The organism is Shewanella sp. TC10 (assembly GCF_009663145.1).
GTDB lineage: Bacteria > Pseudomonadota > Gammaproteobacteria > Enterobacterales > Shewanellaceae > Shewanella.
This window is the reverse complement of the sequence record NZ_VKHR01000001.1, coordinates 72,634-88,112: the sequence shown is the minus strand read 5'-3', so window position 1 is coordinate 88,112 and position 15,479 is coordinate 72,634. Positions and strand designations below refer to the sequence as shown.

Sequence of the window (15,479 nt, the reverse complement as noted above, 5' to 3'; positions counted from 1 at the left end):
TATTACTGTTCCTGCTGCGTATTAGATGGATTTTTCTGTGACTGACGAGATTTTTTCTCAGTCTCATTTAGAGCCTGTGCCGATTCAGATTGCACTCTTTGTGAGTGCTCGTCGCGGCGCCAAAAATCATAAAAGTTAAACCACTGCAGCGGTTGGCTGGTGGCAAAGTGCTCAAGGCGACGGCTATATTCCGTGGCAGCTTGGGCTAATCGTTCTGTACGGCCTTTACGTGGACCTTTTAAGCTATCTGATAAGTGTTCTACATGGACACGATAACGACCTTGTTCTTGCAAGCAGAACATAGTGTAAACTGGACAATCAAGCAGACCGGCAAGAATAAAAGGGCCTTGAGGAAATGCAGCTTGCTGGTTGATAAAATCGTTATAAAATACCCGTCCTGCTGTATCGGATGAGGTGCGATCCGCAGCGATTACCACTAATTCACCAGCGGTAATTTTATCTTGCAATAACATTGCAGTACTAGGGCCAAGCTCATTCACTTGAATGAGGTTTAAACCACTATTCGGGTTTAATTGCTTAAGGACATTATTAAAATTCTCTGCATGGCTTGTGAGTACCATGACATTGACCTTAACTTGTTGCTGGTGGATTGAAATCGCCCTGCACAGTTCAAGGTTACCTAGGTGAGACACTAATAAAACTGCACCTTGGCCAGATGCCACTTGGTCTGCTAAAACGTGTCGGTCGGGGAAATCCACTTGAGCGAGTTTAATGCGATCGCACCAAGCATCAATTCTGTCTAAGGCAGCATTACCAAAAGCAAAGAAATGCTTAAGGCTATCTCGCCACGTAATAGGGTCTGACAGTAAAGGTTGCTCTGGGTGCTGTTGTTTTACTCGTCGCAAAAAGTCCATCGACGCTGTTCTTGCTGTGACTCCAGTGAGGAAGAAGTAGCAAATAACAGGGTACATTATGGCTCTGCACAGCCAATGGCCACCTAAGCGATAACTGTCGGCAATGAGTTTAATACCCCAATAGCTGCCACGTTCACCCATAGCAGACCAATGTTTGTTAGCGTTTTTTTTTGAAAGTATCTGCGGTAACCGTTTGAGCATGCCGAAAAATAATCCCGTGTGCATTGCCGAGATACGAATATTGTCTTTCACGCCCTGAAAGTGGCTAATGCCGTCTTCAGGATAAATAACTTTGGTCGGAATGTGGGTGACAGGAACACCTTGCCAGTGCAATTTCACCATGATTTCGATATCAAAATCCATTCGCTCGCCTAAAGCTTGATCGCGAAAAAGCTGCTCTGTTGCGGCTAGAGGATAAACCCTAAAACCACACATGGAGTCTTGAATATCAAAACTTAAGGTTTCAACCCACACCCAGAAATGAGTGATATAGCGGCCGTAAAGTCGACCTTTAGGCACCGATTCATCGTATTGCGGTTTACCAGAAATCAGCGCAAGCGGCTCCGCTTCACTGGCTTCAATCATGGTCGGGATATCGTCTAAACAGTGCTGGCCGTCGGCATCAATCTGTAATGCGTGGGTGAAACCATCAGCAAATGCTGCGCGCAGTCCTGTCGTAACAGCTGCGCCTTTACCACGGTTAAAAGGGTGGGTAAGTAAGCTTACCCAATCATATTTATCGGCGAGTGACTGCAATAAATAACGGGTTTCATCGTTGCTACCGTCATTAATCAAATAACAAGGCAGGCCAAATGGCTCCAAAGCGATTAAGGTATCTGCAATGGCTTGTTGATGATTGTAATTAGGAATAATAAGAGCCAGCTTCATGAATGGCTTTCCTTATCTTGAGTCGTGGCTAATGCAATACGTCCAGAAGCATAACGCTTATCACCATCACGGTAACTGAAGGTCAGTTTAGATTTAGCTGCATTATGACTGATAAATAACTCAACTTGGCTGTCTGGCAACAACAGCTGTTGGAACTTAAGCACTTCAAGGCTTGCGACCTCAGCTTGGTAGCCAAAAGCCTGACAACCCAATTGAATCGCCCAATCAAGTTGCGTCACGCCAGGTAACACAGCTTGCTCATCAAAGTGACCTTTAAAATAGTCGAGGTCTGCAGCGACAAATATTTGCCAACTGACCCCTTCGTCCGTGGTTTGCTGAGCAATAATTTCGGGTAAAGCTGATTTAATCATCATTGAATACTGTTAATAATTCCGTTTGAATACGCTTACTTTGTTCATTGAGCGGTAAGGTTTCTGGGTAGCGCCAACGACGAGGCAGTGTCACTCGTTCGAATTCGCTTAATAAATGCTTTTTAAGATGATTGTTAACGCTTAGCTTACCTGACTCATCAAGTTGGCTTAGGCCTTCATCTGTTAGCGTAATAGCGGCGCCTAGCATTAATCTAGGCTCTGTTAATTGCACCACTGCCGCTTCTTTCACAAATGGGTGAGTACACAATAAGCTTTCCATTTGTGCCAGTGATAAACGCTTTTCTTCAACTTTAACGATGCGATCTAGTCGATGCAGCAGACTAAAGCGACCGTCGGCAGCAAGTTCAATTTTGTCATCACACTTGTACCATTCGGAATCTGAGTTCAAATAAGGTGACTTGATCATCAGTGCACCATCTTCTGGCGCTGCTGAGATATCAATTTTACTGAATGGCAACCAAGTTCGATTGGGTGACATTTGGCGACGGTATGCAATACCACCGGTTTCTGTACTGCCAAAGACTTCAATTGGGAACTGGCCATAGCAGGTATGGATATGTTGCGATGCTTCGTAGCTTAGTGGCCCACCTGAGCTAAAGATAAGGCTGGGCGCCAATTGCTGTTGTTCAAACTCAAGGGCTTCTGGTAAGCGTGATAATTGAGCAGGACTACTGACCAGGCAAAGGTTTGGCATTAATGCGATGTAGTAGCTTAAGGTTTCTGGGTATTCAATTAAGTCACTCAAAAAAGGGCGACTGGCGGCTAATGGCCACAAAATTTTGAATAGTAAACCATAAATATGTTGGTGAGAAACGGTCGAAACCACACTACATTGAGGTAATCTTGAAGCGAAAGTGCTTTCAAGTACGCTGACTTCTGCATCGAGTTGTTCAATAGATTTTTCAACGGCTTTTGGCTCACCACTGCTGCCAGAGGTAAATAGGACTAAGTCACCAATTTGCGATGATTGCGGCCAAGGTTTATTGGCAAGCCCCATTTCTTTTTTTAATAAAATAAAGTGCTTAACTTCAGATAATGGTTGATCTGCTATCACGCCATCGAAGGCATGGTTTAACTCATTTAATGTGCCGCCTTGGGTATTTGAAGGCAAGACCACTTGCTTGCCAGCGAGTAAGGCCGCGCAAATACCTGCAGCAAATAAATCACTGGTTTCAGCGGCTAATAACCAACGCTTAATTGGGCTAGCATTGAGCTGCTCGAACAAATGAGCTACATGGGCGGTAAACAACGAACCCGTTACAATGTCATGATGATTGAAACTAATCAGTTGTTGCGTTTTAGGGCCCGTATTAAGCCAGTTTATCAGCAAGTTATTCATGTTTTTTCAACCAAAAGTTACGGTATATCCATTCTCCACCGAGCAATAACCCCATGAAGATATAGGCAATTAATCCATTATAAAGTGTCCACAATTCCAATGTGGCAAACTCTGCAGTATAAAACGCAGCTAAACCATTAATGACAAATAACCCGCACCAAAGTCGAGTGACATTATTTAAATATGGAATGGCTGAGTCTGGTAAATCAGGCTCTTTTAATTTGGCTAAACGTTCAATCATGCTTGGGCCATTTTTTAGAGAGTAGCTAAACAAACCCAGCATGGTTAAGTTAATCACCACTGGGTAATACAGCAACCAATCATTACGCTTAGCGATAAAACTGGCTGCGGTTAATCCAATGCCCACCAATATGGGCAGCGCCATGGTTTTAACTTGTTGCTTGTTTAGCACTAATCGAGCAATTAATATCGCACAAAGCAATAACGCGATTGTGCCAGGTGGAAGGTACTGCAAGCCAAAGTAAACTGCTAACGGGTAACAGATAATGACGATGGCAGTGACGATTTGCAGTAGCAGCACCATTAGTCTTTCATTAAGCCTTCAATGGCATTCACGACATCTTCAACTGTGCGCACGGTTTTAAATTGTTCAGGTTGAATCTTCTTGCCGGTCATTTGTTGAAGCTTAATCACTAAATCGACAGCATCAATACTGTCTAAATCTAATGACTCATAAAGCGAGGCGTCTAGGCTGATATCTTCAGCTTCGATTTCAAATTCATCGACTAAAATTTGAGTCAACATCTCAAGGATTTGATCACGATTTTGCATGATAACTCCTAAGAACGTTGAGATTCGATAAAGCTAGCTAAACTCGCAACACTGAAAAAGTGAGCTTTAGTGGCATCTGAGTTTGCTTCGATTTTTATGTCGAATTGTTTTTTAATTGCTAAGCCTAATTCAAGTGCATCAATCGAGTCTAACCCCAGACCTTCACCAAAAAGTGGTGCATCGGTTTCAATATCATCAATACTGACATCTTCTAAATCGAGGCAGTCGATAATGAGTTGTTTAATTTCGTTATGTAGATTCATATTCATATTCTAATTTTGTTGATTGTAATTATTTTTTCGTCGTTACAGAAAACGGCGGTAGCGCGGTTATCTGTTGCGAATAAAGCTGCTCTAACTCTCTGGTTAGTACTCTAGCCATTTTGGCATCACTACTTTGACTAGTATCATACCTCAGGTGGTCAAAAGCTGCGCCGATTTCTACTGACATATTTACAGTTTGCCTCGGTGGCTCGTACCAAGGCTGTTGCTTAGTGAGTCCAGCTACATCGACATGGAGCATGACAGGGATGATGTCAGTGCGAGTGCGAATTGCAATGTTAGCCGCACCGCGAGCAAATGGATTAAATTTAGAGCCAACTACTGTGCGGGTGCCTTCAGGAAAAATGATTAAATTAGTTTGGCGATTTAGCACCTGTTGGCAATCAGCTAATAGCAAGTCAGCGCCGCGATTGGGGATGTAACCTGCAGAGGATAGGACGCCTCGTATAAATGGATTACGCCACAAACTTTGTTTAACAATGCAGCCAGCATTAGGCATTAAACTGATTAATACGACAACGTCGATGAGAGTGGGGTGGTTTGCAATCACAATCACCCCTTTGGCATTCGTTAATGCTTGGGTGTGCTGACTGTGAACTTTAATCAGCCCAGTAAAAGTGAGCATCCACACAAAGCCTTTAAACATGATATGTACGGCTTTTTGTACTCTGGCGATACGTTGCTGTTTTGAACCTGGCCAAAAACGTAATACAGGTAAAACGGTAAGTGAGCTTAATAAGCCGCCTAGACCAAACACCACGTAACACATCACTCCACCAATCCAGCGTGGGATGTAACCTATACCCGTTAAATAAGGGAAAGGCTTTGGTTCAGCTTGATCATGGTACTGGCTGCTTTCTGGAGTTTGGCTCATCTGAGGTTATCGCAGGTCAGGTTCAAGTGGCTGGGTTAACTGCCAGTGCCAATGACAAAGTTGACCCGATAATGATTTTTGGCAAGCGATGGCGTTTATGAGTTCAGCAAAGCTTAATGCCGCCTTGGTTGTTGCCATGGCATCGCTACAAGACGTTAAGGTCAGTTGGGCGATTGCACTTTGGTGGCCATTATTTTCTGGTGCTAAATACAAACCTAGCGCAAGCGGTAACTCGAACTCTTGGGTGTATTGGTTGTAAACAGGCGGTACCGGATCGTCGCCAAATACCAGTAGCACAGGTTCTGGATTGTCTACAAGCTGAGCGTACGTTTCGATGACCGCTTGAGATAAGGTTTCTTCACCTGCCGCAATAGAGGTTGAGGCCGCAGTATTACCACTTACCATGCCATAAATGCCGCTGGCAGTATTGTGCACGGATTGACTAAAGGCGAGGGGAGACAAGGCTTCTTTACTGACAATATCTTGTAATAACCCGAGAGTACGAGTGAGTTCACCGTGTCTTGAGGCAAATACACTTCGACAGCTACTAGCAGGCTGACAATCATGGGCAGCTGTTAGCATCATTTTAGTTAAACGACTAAAACGGCGACGCTGCATAGCAGGAACGTGAGCTAATGCAGGGGATGCTTTATTGTCTGATGACGCTGTGACGCTATTATCCCAATTGAGCCAGCTTTCTTTATCTTGAAAGTCGACAGACCAGGCGCCCCACGAAAGAATATCAAATACTAATTGCACTACATTGCCTCTGATATGACTCAGCTATCCCTAGTTGAGTTACTTTTTGTGCTGTTTGATAGTTAGAACTAGTTATTAATTAGCTATTCTAAAGTCACTATCAGATTGTACCGTAATATCTGTGATTTGATGAAGTTTTTTCAATGGCTGAAAATAAAAAAGTAGCGGCACTTATGCCACTACTTTGTTTACACAGGTAAGCTTAAATTTTTATCACACTAAAATTTATAATTAAGCTTTGATAGCAATAACTTATTTTGCTAATTGTTGCTGTAGTTTTCTAACTGCAGCTTTAATCTTACGTGTGTTTTCTGGCCCCATTCGTACCATGAATTTCTGCACGTTTGGTAAGGCTTCAAGCTTAGTATCAACAAACTGATAATTCACACTGATTGATGAAAGCTCAATAGGATCTTCGATAATAGGAGCAGCCAAGATCATTTTAAATGCATCTTGCATGCGATCTTCAAAGGTCATATCACCATAGCCTAGTTCATCAAATGCTTGATTGAATAAAGGAGATAACTCTTCAAAGGTGCTAACCAGTTGCTCGTCATTCATACCTGCAATCATGTCAGCGTATAAATCGTAACGGTGGTAGCTGTCTGGGTTTAAATATGTTTTGTTGGTAATTTCGCTGACACTGAAACTCGCTTTCGGGCCTTTTAATGGGCTCGCTTTGCGGATGACTTCACCTTGTGCCATGTTATCGACAAATACCACAAACTGGCGGGCGATATCTTTTTTCAGAATGATAGATTCGATTTTCATGCCATCGGCCATATCGATAGTCTTTTGCTCTACAAAATCATCACTTTCAGTCAGTGCTGGTAATGGTTCAACCACTACTTCAGGTTCAGCTGGAAGCACTTCAGGCTCAATGACTTCAGGCTCTACAATTACTTCTTCAATCGGTTCTTGCTCAATTGGCTGCTCAGGCACTGGTTCAGGTAGTTGAACCGGAATAGGCTCAATGACTTCAGGTTCTTTCTCTGAAGTAAAATAAAAATAACCCGCACCCGCTAATAAAACGGCTACAGTGATTCCGATGACGCCTGCATTGCTACCACTGGCTTTGCTTGACTGTGGTGTCGCTCTGTCTTCTTGATTGACTTGCATTTCTATTCCTTAGCTTTAAACGTCGAAAGTGGAACTGAACACGGGATAAAAGTATTTAACCTTAAGCTCAAATCTCATTCTGCAATATTCTTAACACTTGTCTAGTGATAACAGACTTAGGTTAACAATAATTTATGCTTGTACGTATTGTTGGCGATCGCCTAACCAGCGATGAATGATGCCATCAACATTATCAGGGACTTGCTGCATGACATGTCCTGCTAGCTTTTGAGTATTCTCAATTAAATACTGATCCCTGACTAAATCAGCAATTTTCATTTCAGCCAACCCAGTTTGACGAGTGCCGAGCACTTCCCCTGGGCCGCGGATTTCTAAATCTTTTTGAGCAATCACAAAGCCATCGCTACTTTCTCTTAAGACACCTAAACGTTTAGTGGCCGTTTGAGATAAAGGGGCTTTGTAAAGCAATACACAGTGACTGGCAATTGAACCACGCCCAACTCGGCCACGTAACTGATGCAGTTGCGCTAAACCTAATCGTTCAGGGTTTTCAATAATCATTAAACTGGCATTGGGCACATCAACGCCCACTTCAATGACTGTGGTAGCCACTAATAAATGTAGCTCACCCGCTTTAAATTGGGCCATTATTTGCTGCTTTTCGGCGCTTTTCATGCGCCCATGTACTAGGCCAATCTTAAGTTCGGGCAGTAAGCGACTAAGTTCTTCTGCTGTATCTTCAGCAGCTTGGCACTCTAATACTTCCGACTCTTCAATTAAGGTACACACCCAATAAATTTGCCGATTGTCGTTAAGGGCTGCTTGTTTTACTCGCTCAATGACTTGATCGCGTCGGTTATCGCTAATGGCGACAGTGGACACCGGAGTCCGCCCAGGTGGTAATTCATCAATTACCGAGGTTTCTAAATCAGCGTAAGCTGTCATTGCAAGGGTACGTGGAATTGGGGTCGCGGTCATAATGAGCTGATGCGGATGAAAACCTTGGCTAACGCCTTTTTCACGTAAACCTAAACGTTGGTGTACCCCAAAACGATGCTGCTCATCAATGATGATTAACGCGAGCTTGTTGAAACTAACTTGCTCCTGAAAAATAGCATGAGTACCAATCACCATTTGCGCGCTGCCATCAGCTATATCAGCTAGGGATTGGGCGCGGGCTTTACCTTTTAACTTACCCGCAAGCCAGCCAATTTTTAGTCCCAAAGGTTCAAACCAAGCAGCAAAATTAATCGCATGTTGCTCAGCTAATAGTTCAGTGGGCGCCATCATGGCGACTTGGTAACCGTTTTCAATGGCTTGTAGTGCCGCAAGTGCGGCCACAAGCGTTTTACCCGAACCAACATCACCTTGCACAAGACGCATCATAGGGGTTGGCTTTTCGATATCTAGCGAGATGTCTGCGCCAACCCTTTGCTGAGCGCCAGTAGGCTTAAAGGGTAAGGAGGTTAAAAAAGGATTTAATAACTGACCCGTTGCCGGTAAAGTCACTGCTTTATCGAGATTATTTCGCTGACGCAGTTTAAGCATACTTAAGTTGTGAGCGAGCAGTTCTTCTTGCACTAACCGCTGCTGCGCAGGGTGCATACCCAGCTCCAAGTCGGTTTGGGCAATATCATTGGGTGGTCGGTGAATAAGCTGTAAAGCTTGACCAATACTCATATTATTGGGCTGCAACTCATTTGGCAGTAATTCGCTTAGGCCGCCTTGGGACAATTTATTAAGCGCTTGTTCGGTAAGCTTGATCCAACTGGCTTGTTTTAGGCCTTCAGTGGATGGATAAATCGGCGTAAGTGAATCGCTTAAGGCTGGGTTTTCGCCTTCTTTGATAATCTTGTATTCAGGATGAATGATCTCAAAATGGCGTTTTCCCCGTTTAATTTCGCCATAGGCACGGATAATGGCGCCGTTTTGCATGCCATTGCGCTGTGCAACAGAGAAATTGAAAAAACGTAATGTCAGCATACCGCTGTCGTCAGCAATCGTGCAGGTCAGCATCTGTCTGCGACCGGGGACAATTTGAGTCGAGATAATCTCGGCTTCAACGGTGCCATACATGGCAGGGTATAAGCCAGCAATGGGATAGATTTGGGTGCGGTCTTCGTAGCGCATAGGTAAATGAAACAGCACATCTTGTACTGTTTTAATACCCAGCTTGTCGAGCTTTTCAGCGACTTTTTTAGCGACGCCTTTTAAGTCGGTTATAGGAACCTGATCCAATGGTTGCAAATCCACAATGCCTTTATATTGTCAGTGACGACTATATTTACCCGTTACCTATCTCTCTTGTAGGGGTTAACTAGATAGAGTTATCCCAAGAGTTATACAAGTCACTATTCAGCGTTAATGCTTGTTAGGGACGATAGTACTGTAAATATATACAGATATACGGCTTATCTTAGCAGAGTTTTAAAACAAGGCAATAATATTACCCAATTCTATGCTAAGCGACTCTATAACCAGCCTTTTTGTTTAGCAATACGGGCAGCATCGATGCGATTGGTGGCATTGAGTTTACTGATGGCTTCTGACAGGTAATTTCGCAATGTTCCTTCAGCAATAAATAATTGCGCTGCAATATCACTGGTGGTTAACCCTTCACTGGCAAGTCTTAAGGCTTTGCGTTCTTTGTCATTTAAGGGGTCAATGTCGCCAATCGCGCTGATAGCAAGTTCTGGATCGATGACTTTCTTGCCTGACATCACTTGCTTAATCGCACAGAGCAAGCTTTCAGTTGGCGCATCTTTTAGTAAAAAGCCTTCAACACCCGCGCTTAACGCGCGTTTGATATAACCTGCACGTCCGAAGGTGGTTAGGATAATAATTTTGGTTTTATCAGTTGATCCCGTCTGATGTTCTTGCAGCCACTGTGCAAGCTCAAGACCTGTGTGTTGCGGCATTTCAATATCACTTAACAGTAAATCATATGAATGCTGCTTTAATAACGCCATTGCTTGAGCACCATCTTCGGCCTCCGTCACTTCAACTTGACCAAGCTCAGCATCATCGGTAAGTGTTAATAATGCGGATAGTGCACCGCGCACCATGGCTTGATCTTCTGCCAGCAAAATTTTCATTAATTAATATCCTTATTAGTTTCTTCATTTGCAGCCGAATTCGGTAAAGGGTCTATGGAAAGTGGCAGTGAAATCATGAATCGATATCCATCGGTAATATCGTAACTAAATTGACCAGCAAGTAGCTCAACACGTTCTCTTATGCCTTTAATGCCATTACCTTCAATGATGTCTTTAGCTGCAGCATTGTCACTGAATTGAATGTTGACTTGGTCGTCAGCAGATTCAAATTGCCATAGACATTGAGTTGCATTGCCATGCTTAATGGTATTATTGACCAGTTCAGTAAACATCAGCCCTAATTGCGACTCGACCAAGCTGGGCATATTCGGCAGCGAGCCACTGACATGAACCTCTATGCTTTGCTCGCGTAAAAGTTCGGTTAATTGCTGAAGTGTGTCGGCAAGCCCTTTATGTTTATAGTCCGATACCGTCTGACGTATTTGGCTTAAACTGTCTCGTGCGATATCTGCAAGCTGTTTTAGATGCTCTTGAGCTAAAGGTAAGTTGCCTGTTTCAACTAATTTTTCGGCCAATTGTGCCTTTAAGGCAATAGACGATAAGTTATGTCCCATGATGTCATGTAAATCTCGGGCAATACGTTCACGTTCCAATGCGGTCGCAAGGCTAGCGATCTCATCTTTAGATTGGCGTTGTTGACGTCTTACTCGTTCATTATTGTGCTCGATGACACCAAATACCCCGACAACAAATACGATAAGCATGCCATAAAGCGGGAAGTAATATCCCTGAAAACCAACCAGGTAATCAAGTATCCACAGCCAAGTCGAAATAATAATAAAGCTAATCACAGCGGTGCGAAGTGAATAGAAAAAACCAATAAAGAATGCAGCAAAGCTGAAAAATGAAATTGCACCTCCGGTAAAGGGGGCGGCAATACTCGCCGTGAACAGCATTAATCCGATAGGGTAGATGGCCTTTGCTGATGAACTTTTATAAGCCCAAAAGTAGCTATATAAAAAAGGCAGTAACAGTAGCAGGCTGACACTGACCCTTAATAAATCATCCTTTAAAAAATACAAAGGAATAAAGTAAAAAATCAAATTGATCAGATACACCCAGGCTGTTTTTTGCTTATAAGCTCTTTCTGGGTGGCAAATATCTTGAGTGGTCATATCCTTGTGAACCATTCCTTGTTTGTTGGCAGATAATTGTTGGTTATTCATAACCTTTCCTTGCTGAGTTAGCATACAGTAGCAGATTAAAAACCTGCAACTGTATGCTCGTTTTACACTATCAAACAGTTTGACGTTACTCGTCAGCCGCTTAAGTAACTCAAGTTTTGTGAATACTGGAATTTATTAATATTGCTGCGCCGAAGTCGGTGGATTAAGTAAAAAATTAGCCCAGCTATAGTTAGGGTCAATATCGATAGCTTGTTGCCAGTCTTGCTCTGCACCTTGTTGATTACCTAACTCTTGCTGAGCGAGTCCACGCCAAGTGTAAGCTTCACTATGTCCCCAACAAATATCATCACAAGGGTTTTGATAGCGCTCAATGGCCACAGAGGCGAATTGTTTGGCTTTTTCCATGCCTCCGCCGTATTCCGAAGGGGTATAAAAGGCACTCATGGCTTTGACTAATGCAATGCGAGGGTTATTAGGGTTTAACTGTTCTGCGCGCTCAAGTAGCACGCCTGACTTCATCCCTAATGTTTGTCCTTTGCTTGGGTCTGCTGAGATTTGCATGCCATAAACTGAGGCGAGTAATGCCATTGATTCAGCATCATCTTCACGGGTAAGAATACTTTCTAAGGTTGATTGCGCTTCATCTAGTGCACGTTTTGAAACGCCACGTTGGCCAACAATATTCGCTGTAATTGCTGTGCGGTACTCTGCATATGCATGTTCGTAATCCACGCTTTGCTCACTAATTTGTTTAAGCTCATTGATGTTCATTGTGTTGGCAGCCGCATCAATTGCGCTAATATCTGCCATGCTACTATGGCTGACTAATGAAAGGGTGACTGCGATAAATAATGTTTTCATGATTAACTCCGTTTATTCAATTAAAGGTTTGTTGCTTCGGAATTAGTATCTAAGAATGGGCGTAAATTGTGCAGGCACAAACGTCATCAGTTTGAGGTGACAAATGTCATTGATGTATTTTCAATGGCGTAAAATGCAAAACGCCAGCCTATTGCATCAATAGACTGGCGCTTGAAAAAGACTGAATTTAGAAAAGACGAAGTTTTAAAAATAGAGAAATGAAAGCTTATGCTTGCACGACTAAATAACCGATATAGCCAAGATAACTGAGCACTAATACTGCAGCTTCACGTCGACCTATGCGAAGGCCTGTATAAGCAAAAGGCAGCAATACCATTGCCAGCGCTATCATAGTGAACCAATCAAGGGAGCTAATTTCGCTGTTCAAAATGGGATGAATCAACGCTGTTACACCTAAAATACCTAAGATATTAAATAGGTTTGAGCCAATAACGTTACCAATGGCAATATCACTTTCGCCTTTCATTGCCGCAACGATAGAGGTCACTAACTCAGGCATGCTAGTACCAATCGCTACGATTGTTAAGCCGATAATGACTTCACTAATGCCAAATGATTTAGCCATAGCAACGGCGCCATCAACAAACAAAATACCGCCGCCCACAAGCATAGAAATACCAATAATGATTAACACTATTGATAGCCAATTACTTTGCGAATTCGCTGCTAAACCCTCGTCATTACTTTGCTTATCTGCGGTAATATAGCTAAAAGATAAGTAGCCGATGAGTAAGGTTGTCAGCAACAAGCCATCCCAAAAACTCAGACCGCCATCTAATAGTAAACTCCAAAACAGCACTGAAGCAGCAATCATGATCGGTATATCACGGCGAACCATTTGCGACTCAATTTTTATTGGCCGGATCAGTGCGGTAATACCCAAAATTAAACCAATATTGGCAATGTTTGAGCCAATTACGTTACCTAATGCAATGCCACTATTGCCCGCCATCGCAGACTTTACACTGACCGCAAGCTCAGGTGCACTGGTGCCAAAGGCAACAATGGTGAGACCGATTATTAACGGTGTTAGTCCTAATTTCAGGGCAATCTGACTCGCACCTCGTACCAGAGCTTCTGCTCCTATGGTTAGGATTAAAAAACCGCCAATAATCGATAATAAAATTAACATGATCAACGCTCACAAATGGGTTAAATCGAAAAGGATGGCAAGCATAGAGCCTTTTTAAATTTGCGCAATTTAATTTAGTGGTTGCAGGGTTAAATTTCGTTAATTGACCAAACAAAAAGGGCACACTAAATAGTGCGCCCAATAGGTTAATCAATGTCGAAAGTATGCCTGCAAGTTACAGCTCATCTTCCCAAGTGACTTTAGCTCCACGAACACCATCAACTTTAGCGCTAAATTGCTTTTCAAGCACATGACGCTTAATTTTCAACGTTGGTGTTAGCGCGTCATTCTCTACAGTCCAAGGTTCATTTACCACGACAACAGCATCCACATGTTCATGTGATTCAAGATTTGGATTAATGCTATCAAGCGTTGCTTTAAGTGATGAACGCACTTCTTCACGAGGTTGTAGGGCTGAACCCTCAGATAACTGCACTAAGGCCACTGGATGCGGTAAACCAGAACCAATCACACATAACAATTCAATATGTGAATCTTGCGCTAACTTACGCTCAATTGGCACTGGCGCAACATACTTACCTTTAGAGGTTTTAAAGTTATCTTTTACTCGACCAGTAATCGAAATGTAGCCATCTTCATCGATTTCACATAAATCACCAGTATGGAAGAAACCATCTTCATCAAAACAAGCTTTAGTGGCTTCTTCTTGCTTATAGTAGCCCGTCATTAAACCAGGGCTTTTAACCATTAACTCGCCATCATCAGTGCGGCGCACTTGGCAGCCTTCGACTGGGCGACCTACTGTGCCGATTTTGCTGGCATCGAATGGGAAGTTAATAATTGAATAAGCACAGTTTTCAGTCATACCCCAAGCTTCTGAGATATTCATTCCAATTCTGTTGTACCACTCTAATTGTGTTGGCGGAATTGGTGCAGAACCAGAACCTAATAAACGGCAATGCTCAAGGCCTAATCCTTTTTGAATCTTACGTTTAACTAGGCTGCTAATAATTGGGACTTTAAGTAAAAAGTCCAATTTGGCTTCGCCAGCTTTATTAATAATATTGAGCTGAAACAGCGTCCATAAACGCGGCACTGAAAAGAATACCGTCGGTCTACAGCGCTGAACATCGGCAACAAACGAGTCTAGGCTTTCAACAAACGCAACCGAAGAGCCTGAGTAGAAAGATGAACCTTGAATAGCAACACGTTCAGTAATGTGCGCTAAAGGCAGGTAAGACAGTAAGCGATCTGCAGTATTGGTTTTTAAATCACGCACTACAGCTTCACAAGTCCAGCCATAGCTGCCAAAGGTTTGCATTGCACCTTTAGGTTTACCGGTTGAACCTGAAGTATAAATGAGTGTCATCATATCTTCAGCTGATGGCGTAGGTGCATCAACTAATGGGGTACCTAATTCAAGGAATTTTTCCCAATGGTACTGAGCAGGCATGGTTTCGTATGGCATAGAAATACGAAGGATTTCGCCACCAACACCAGCTTCTTGATCTGCCCAGTAATCTAACTTACCCGTGAAAATAGCTTTCGCGCCGCTATGTTCAAGGACATAACGAATCGTTTCAGCGTTAGCGGTTGGGTAAATTGGCACACTGATATAGCCGCCATACATTAAGGCTAAGTCGGTGATAAACCACTCGGCGCAGTTTTTTGATAAGACAGCTATTTTATCACCCGGCTCAAGGCCTAAATGACGTAACGCGCCCGCTACTTGCTGTACTTTTTGTTGTACTTCACGCCAGGTAAAGTCAACGTATTGACCATTAATTGGTTGGCGTAAATATACCGTGTCGCCTTGAGTCTCAACCCAGTGCGATAACATTTCTACTGGCGTTTTCATTAGATTTTCCATCGACAATTCCGTGTTCATTTTTGTTTTAATGTAGGACGTACATATTTCAATGTCATTAACGCAATAATCTATTGTAATCGGATTGAATATCTAAGCAGTTCAGACCAGTCT

The 15,479-nt window shown here is 43.0% G+C and carries 15 protein-coding genes; all 15 read right to left on the bottom strand.

Going from position 1 to position 15,479, the window contains the following annotated elements; translation table 11 throughout:
- Nucleotides 1-2: 2 nt before the first annotated feature.
- The 15 genes from FNZ24_RS00385 to FNZ24_RS00315 all read right to left on the bottom strand — a co-directional run bounded on the left by FNZ24_RS00385 (nt 3) and on the right by FNZ24_RS00315 (nt 15,368).
- Nucleotides 3-1,763 (bottom strand): glycosyltransferase family 2 protein, encoded by a 1,761-nt coding sequence (locus FNZ24_RS00385; protein WP_153912395.1) that lies wholly within the window; start codon nt 1,761-1,763, stop codon nt 3-5.
- Complete coding sequence (locus FNZ24_RS00380; protein WP_153912514.1) at nt 1,760-2,134, bottom strand: thioester dehydrase; 375 nt, start codon at nt 2,132-2,134, stop codon at nt 1,760-1,762. The genes FNZ24_RS00385 and FNZ24_RS00380 overlap by 4 nt, the downstream gene beginning before the upstream one ends.
- Nucleotides 2,127-3,494 (bottom strand): AMP-binding protein, encoded by a 1,368-nt coding sequence (locus tag FNZ24_RS00375; RefSeq protein WP_153912393.1) that lies wholly within the window; start codon nt 3,492-3,494, stop codon nt 2,127-2,129. Before FNZ24_RS00375 ends, FNZ24_RS00380 begins: the two co-directional genes overlap by 8 nt.
- Nucleotides 3,487-4,038: a hypothetical protein gene (locus FNZ24_RS00370; RefSeq protein WP_153912391.1), complete on the bottom strand. Its 552-nt coding sequence runs from the start codon at nt 4,036-4,038 to the stop codon at nt 3,487-3,489. Before FNZ24_RS00370 ends, FNZ24_RS00375 begins: the two co-directional genes overlap by 8 nt.
- On the bottom strand, nt 4,038-4,286 hold the full coding sequence (locus FNZ24_RS00365) for an acyl carrier protein (protein ID WP_153912389.1): 249 nt from the start codon (nt 4,284-4,286) through the stop codon (nt 4,038-4,040). The genes FNZ24_RS00370 and FNZ24_RS00365 overlap by 1 nt, the downstream gene beginning before the upstream one ends.
- A gap of 8 nt (nt 4,287-4,294) precedes the next feature.
- A complete protein-coding gene (locus tag FNZ24_RS00360) occupies nt 4,295-4,549 on the bottom strand; it encodes a phosphopantetheine-binding protein (protein ID WP_153912387.1) in 255 nt (84 codons plus the stop codon).
- A gap of 28 nt (nt 4,550-4,577) precedes the next feature.
- On the bottom strand, nt 4,578-5,441 hold the full coding sequence (locus FNZ24_RS00355; protein WP_153912385.1) for a lysophospholipid acyltransferase family protein: 864 nt from the start codon (nt 5,439-5,441) through the stop codon (nt 4,578-4,580).
- A 6-nt stretch (nt 5,442-5,447) separates the two neighbouring features.
- Nucleotides 5,448-6,200, bottom strand: a complete 753-nt coding sequence (locus FNZ24_RS00350; protein ID WP_153912383.1) for a beta-ketoacyl synthase chain length factor — start codon at nt 6,198-6,200, stop codon at nt 5,448-5,450.
- A gap of 252 nt (nt 6,201-6,452) precedes the next feature.
- Entirely contained in the window at nt 6,453-7,319 is an 867-nt protein-coding gene (locus FNZ24_RS00345) for a DUF3014 domain-containing protein (RefSeq protein ID WP_153912381.1), read from the bottom strand.
- 132 nt (nt 7,320-7,451) lie between these two features.
- Nucleotides 7,452-9,527: an ATP-dependent DNA helicase RecG gene (gene recG, locus FNZ24_RS00340; protein WP_153912379.1), complete on the bottom strand. Its 2,076-nt coding sequence runs from the start codon at nt 9,525-9,527 to the stop codon at nt 7,452-7,454.
- Nucleotides 9,528-9,751: 224 nt separating this feature from the next.
- Nucleotides 9,752-10,375 (bottom strand): response regulator transcription factor, encoded by a 624-nt coding sequence (locus FNZ24_RS00335; RefSeq protein ID WP_153912377.1) that lies wholly within the window; start codon nt 10,373-10,375, stop codon nt 9,752-9,754.
- The gene (locus FNZ24_RS00330) at nt 10,375-11,562 is read right to left on the bottom strand and encodes a sensor histidine kinase (RefSeq protein ID WP_228768314.1); all 1,188 of its coding nucleotides are present in this window, start codon (nt 11,560-11,562) and stop codon (nt 10,375-10,377) included. Before FNZ24_RS00330 ends, FNZ24_RS00335 begins: the two co-directional genes overlap by 1 nt.
- Before the next feature lie 135 nt (nt 11,563-11,697).
- Nucleotides 11,698-12,384 carry a tetratricopeptide repeat protein gene (locus tag FNZ24_RS00325; RefSeq protein WP_153912375.1) on the bottom strand — a complete coding sequence of 229 codons (687 nt, stop codon included), beginning with the start codon at nt 12,382-12,384 and terminating at the stop codon, nt 11,698-11,700.
- A gap of 226 nt (nt 12,385-12,610) precedes the next feature.
- Nucleotides 12,611-13,537: a calcium/sodium antiporter gene (locus FNZ24_RS00320; protein WP_153912373.1), complete on the bottom strand. Its 927-nt coding sequence runs from the start codon at nt 13,535-13,537 to the stop codon at nt 12,611-12,613.
- A 175-nt stretch (nt 13,538-13,712) separates the two neighbouring features.
- The gene (locus FNZ24_RS00315) at nt 13,713-15,368 is read right to left on the bottom strand and encodes an AMP-binding protein (protein WP_153912371.1); all 1,656 of its coding nucleotides are present in this window, start codon (nt 15,366-15,368) and stop codon (nt 13,713-13,715) included.
- Nucleotides 15,369-15,479: the final 111 nt, after the last annotated feature.

Excerpts from the sequence above, each read along its gene's own strand:
- FNZ24_RS00375 (WP_153912393.1), bottom strand. The coding sequence starts at position 3,494 with ATGAATAACTTGCTGATAAACTGGCTTAATACGGGCCCTAAAACGCAA.
- FNZ24_RS00380 (WP_153912514.1), bottom strand. The coding sequence starts at position 2,134 with ATGATTAAATCAGCTTTACCCGAAATTATTGCTCAGCAAACCACGGAC.
- FNZ24_RS00370 (WP_153912391.1), bottom strand. The coding sequence starts at position 4,038 with ATGGTGCTGCTACTGCAAATCGTCACTGCCATCGTCATTATCTGTTAC.
- FNZ24_RS00355 (WP_153912385.1), bottom strand. The coding sequence starts at position 5,441 with ATGAGCCAAACTCCAGAAAGCAGCCAGTACCATGATCAAGCTGAACCA.
- FNZ24_RS00320 (WP_153912373.1), bottom strand. The coding sequence starts at position 13,537 with ATGTTAATTTTATTATCGATTATTGGCGGTTTTTTAATCCTAACCATA.
- FNZ24_RS00365 (WP_153912389.1), bottom strand. The coding sequence starts at position 4,286 with ATGCAAAATCGTGATCAAATCCTTGAGATGTTGACTCAAATTTTAGTC.
- FNZ24_RS00335 (WP_153912377.1), bottom strand. The coding sequence starts at position 10,375 with ATGAAAATTTTGCTGGCAGAAGATCAAGCCATGGTGCGCGGTGCACTA.
- FNZ24_RS00325 (WP_153912375.1), bottom strand. The coding sequence starts at position 12,384 with ATGAAAACATTATTTATCGCAGTCACCCTTTCATTAGTCAGCCATAGT.
- FNZ24_RS00360 (WP_153912387.1), bottom strand. The coding sequence starts at position 4,549 with ATGAATCTACATAACGAAATTAAACAACTCATTATCGACTGCCTCGAT.
- FNZ24_RS00330 (WP_228768314.1), bottom strand. The coding sequence starts at position 11,562 with ATGAATAACCAACAATTATCTGCCAACAAACAAGGAATGGTTCACAAG.
- FNZ24_RS00345 (WP_153912381.1), bottom strand. The coding sequence starts at position 7,319 with ATGCAAGTCAATCAAGAAGACAGAGCGACACCACAGTCAAGCAAAGCC.
- FNZ24_RS00315 (WP_153912371.1), bottom strand. The coding sequence starts at position 15,368 with ATGGAAAATCTAATGAAAACGCCAGTAGAAATGTTATCGCACTGGGTT.
- FNZ24_RS00385 (WP_153912395.1), bottom strand. The coding sequence starts at position 1,763 with ATGAAGCTGGCTCTTATTATTCCTAATTACAATCATCAACAAGCCATT.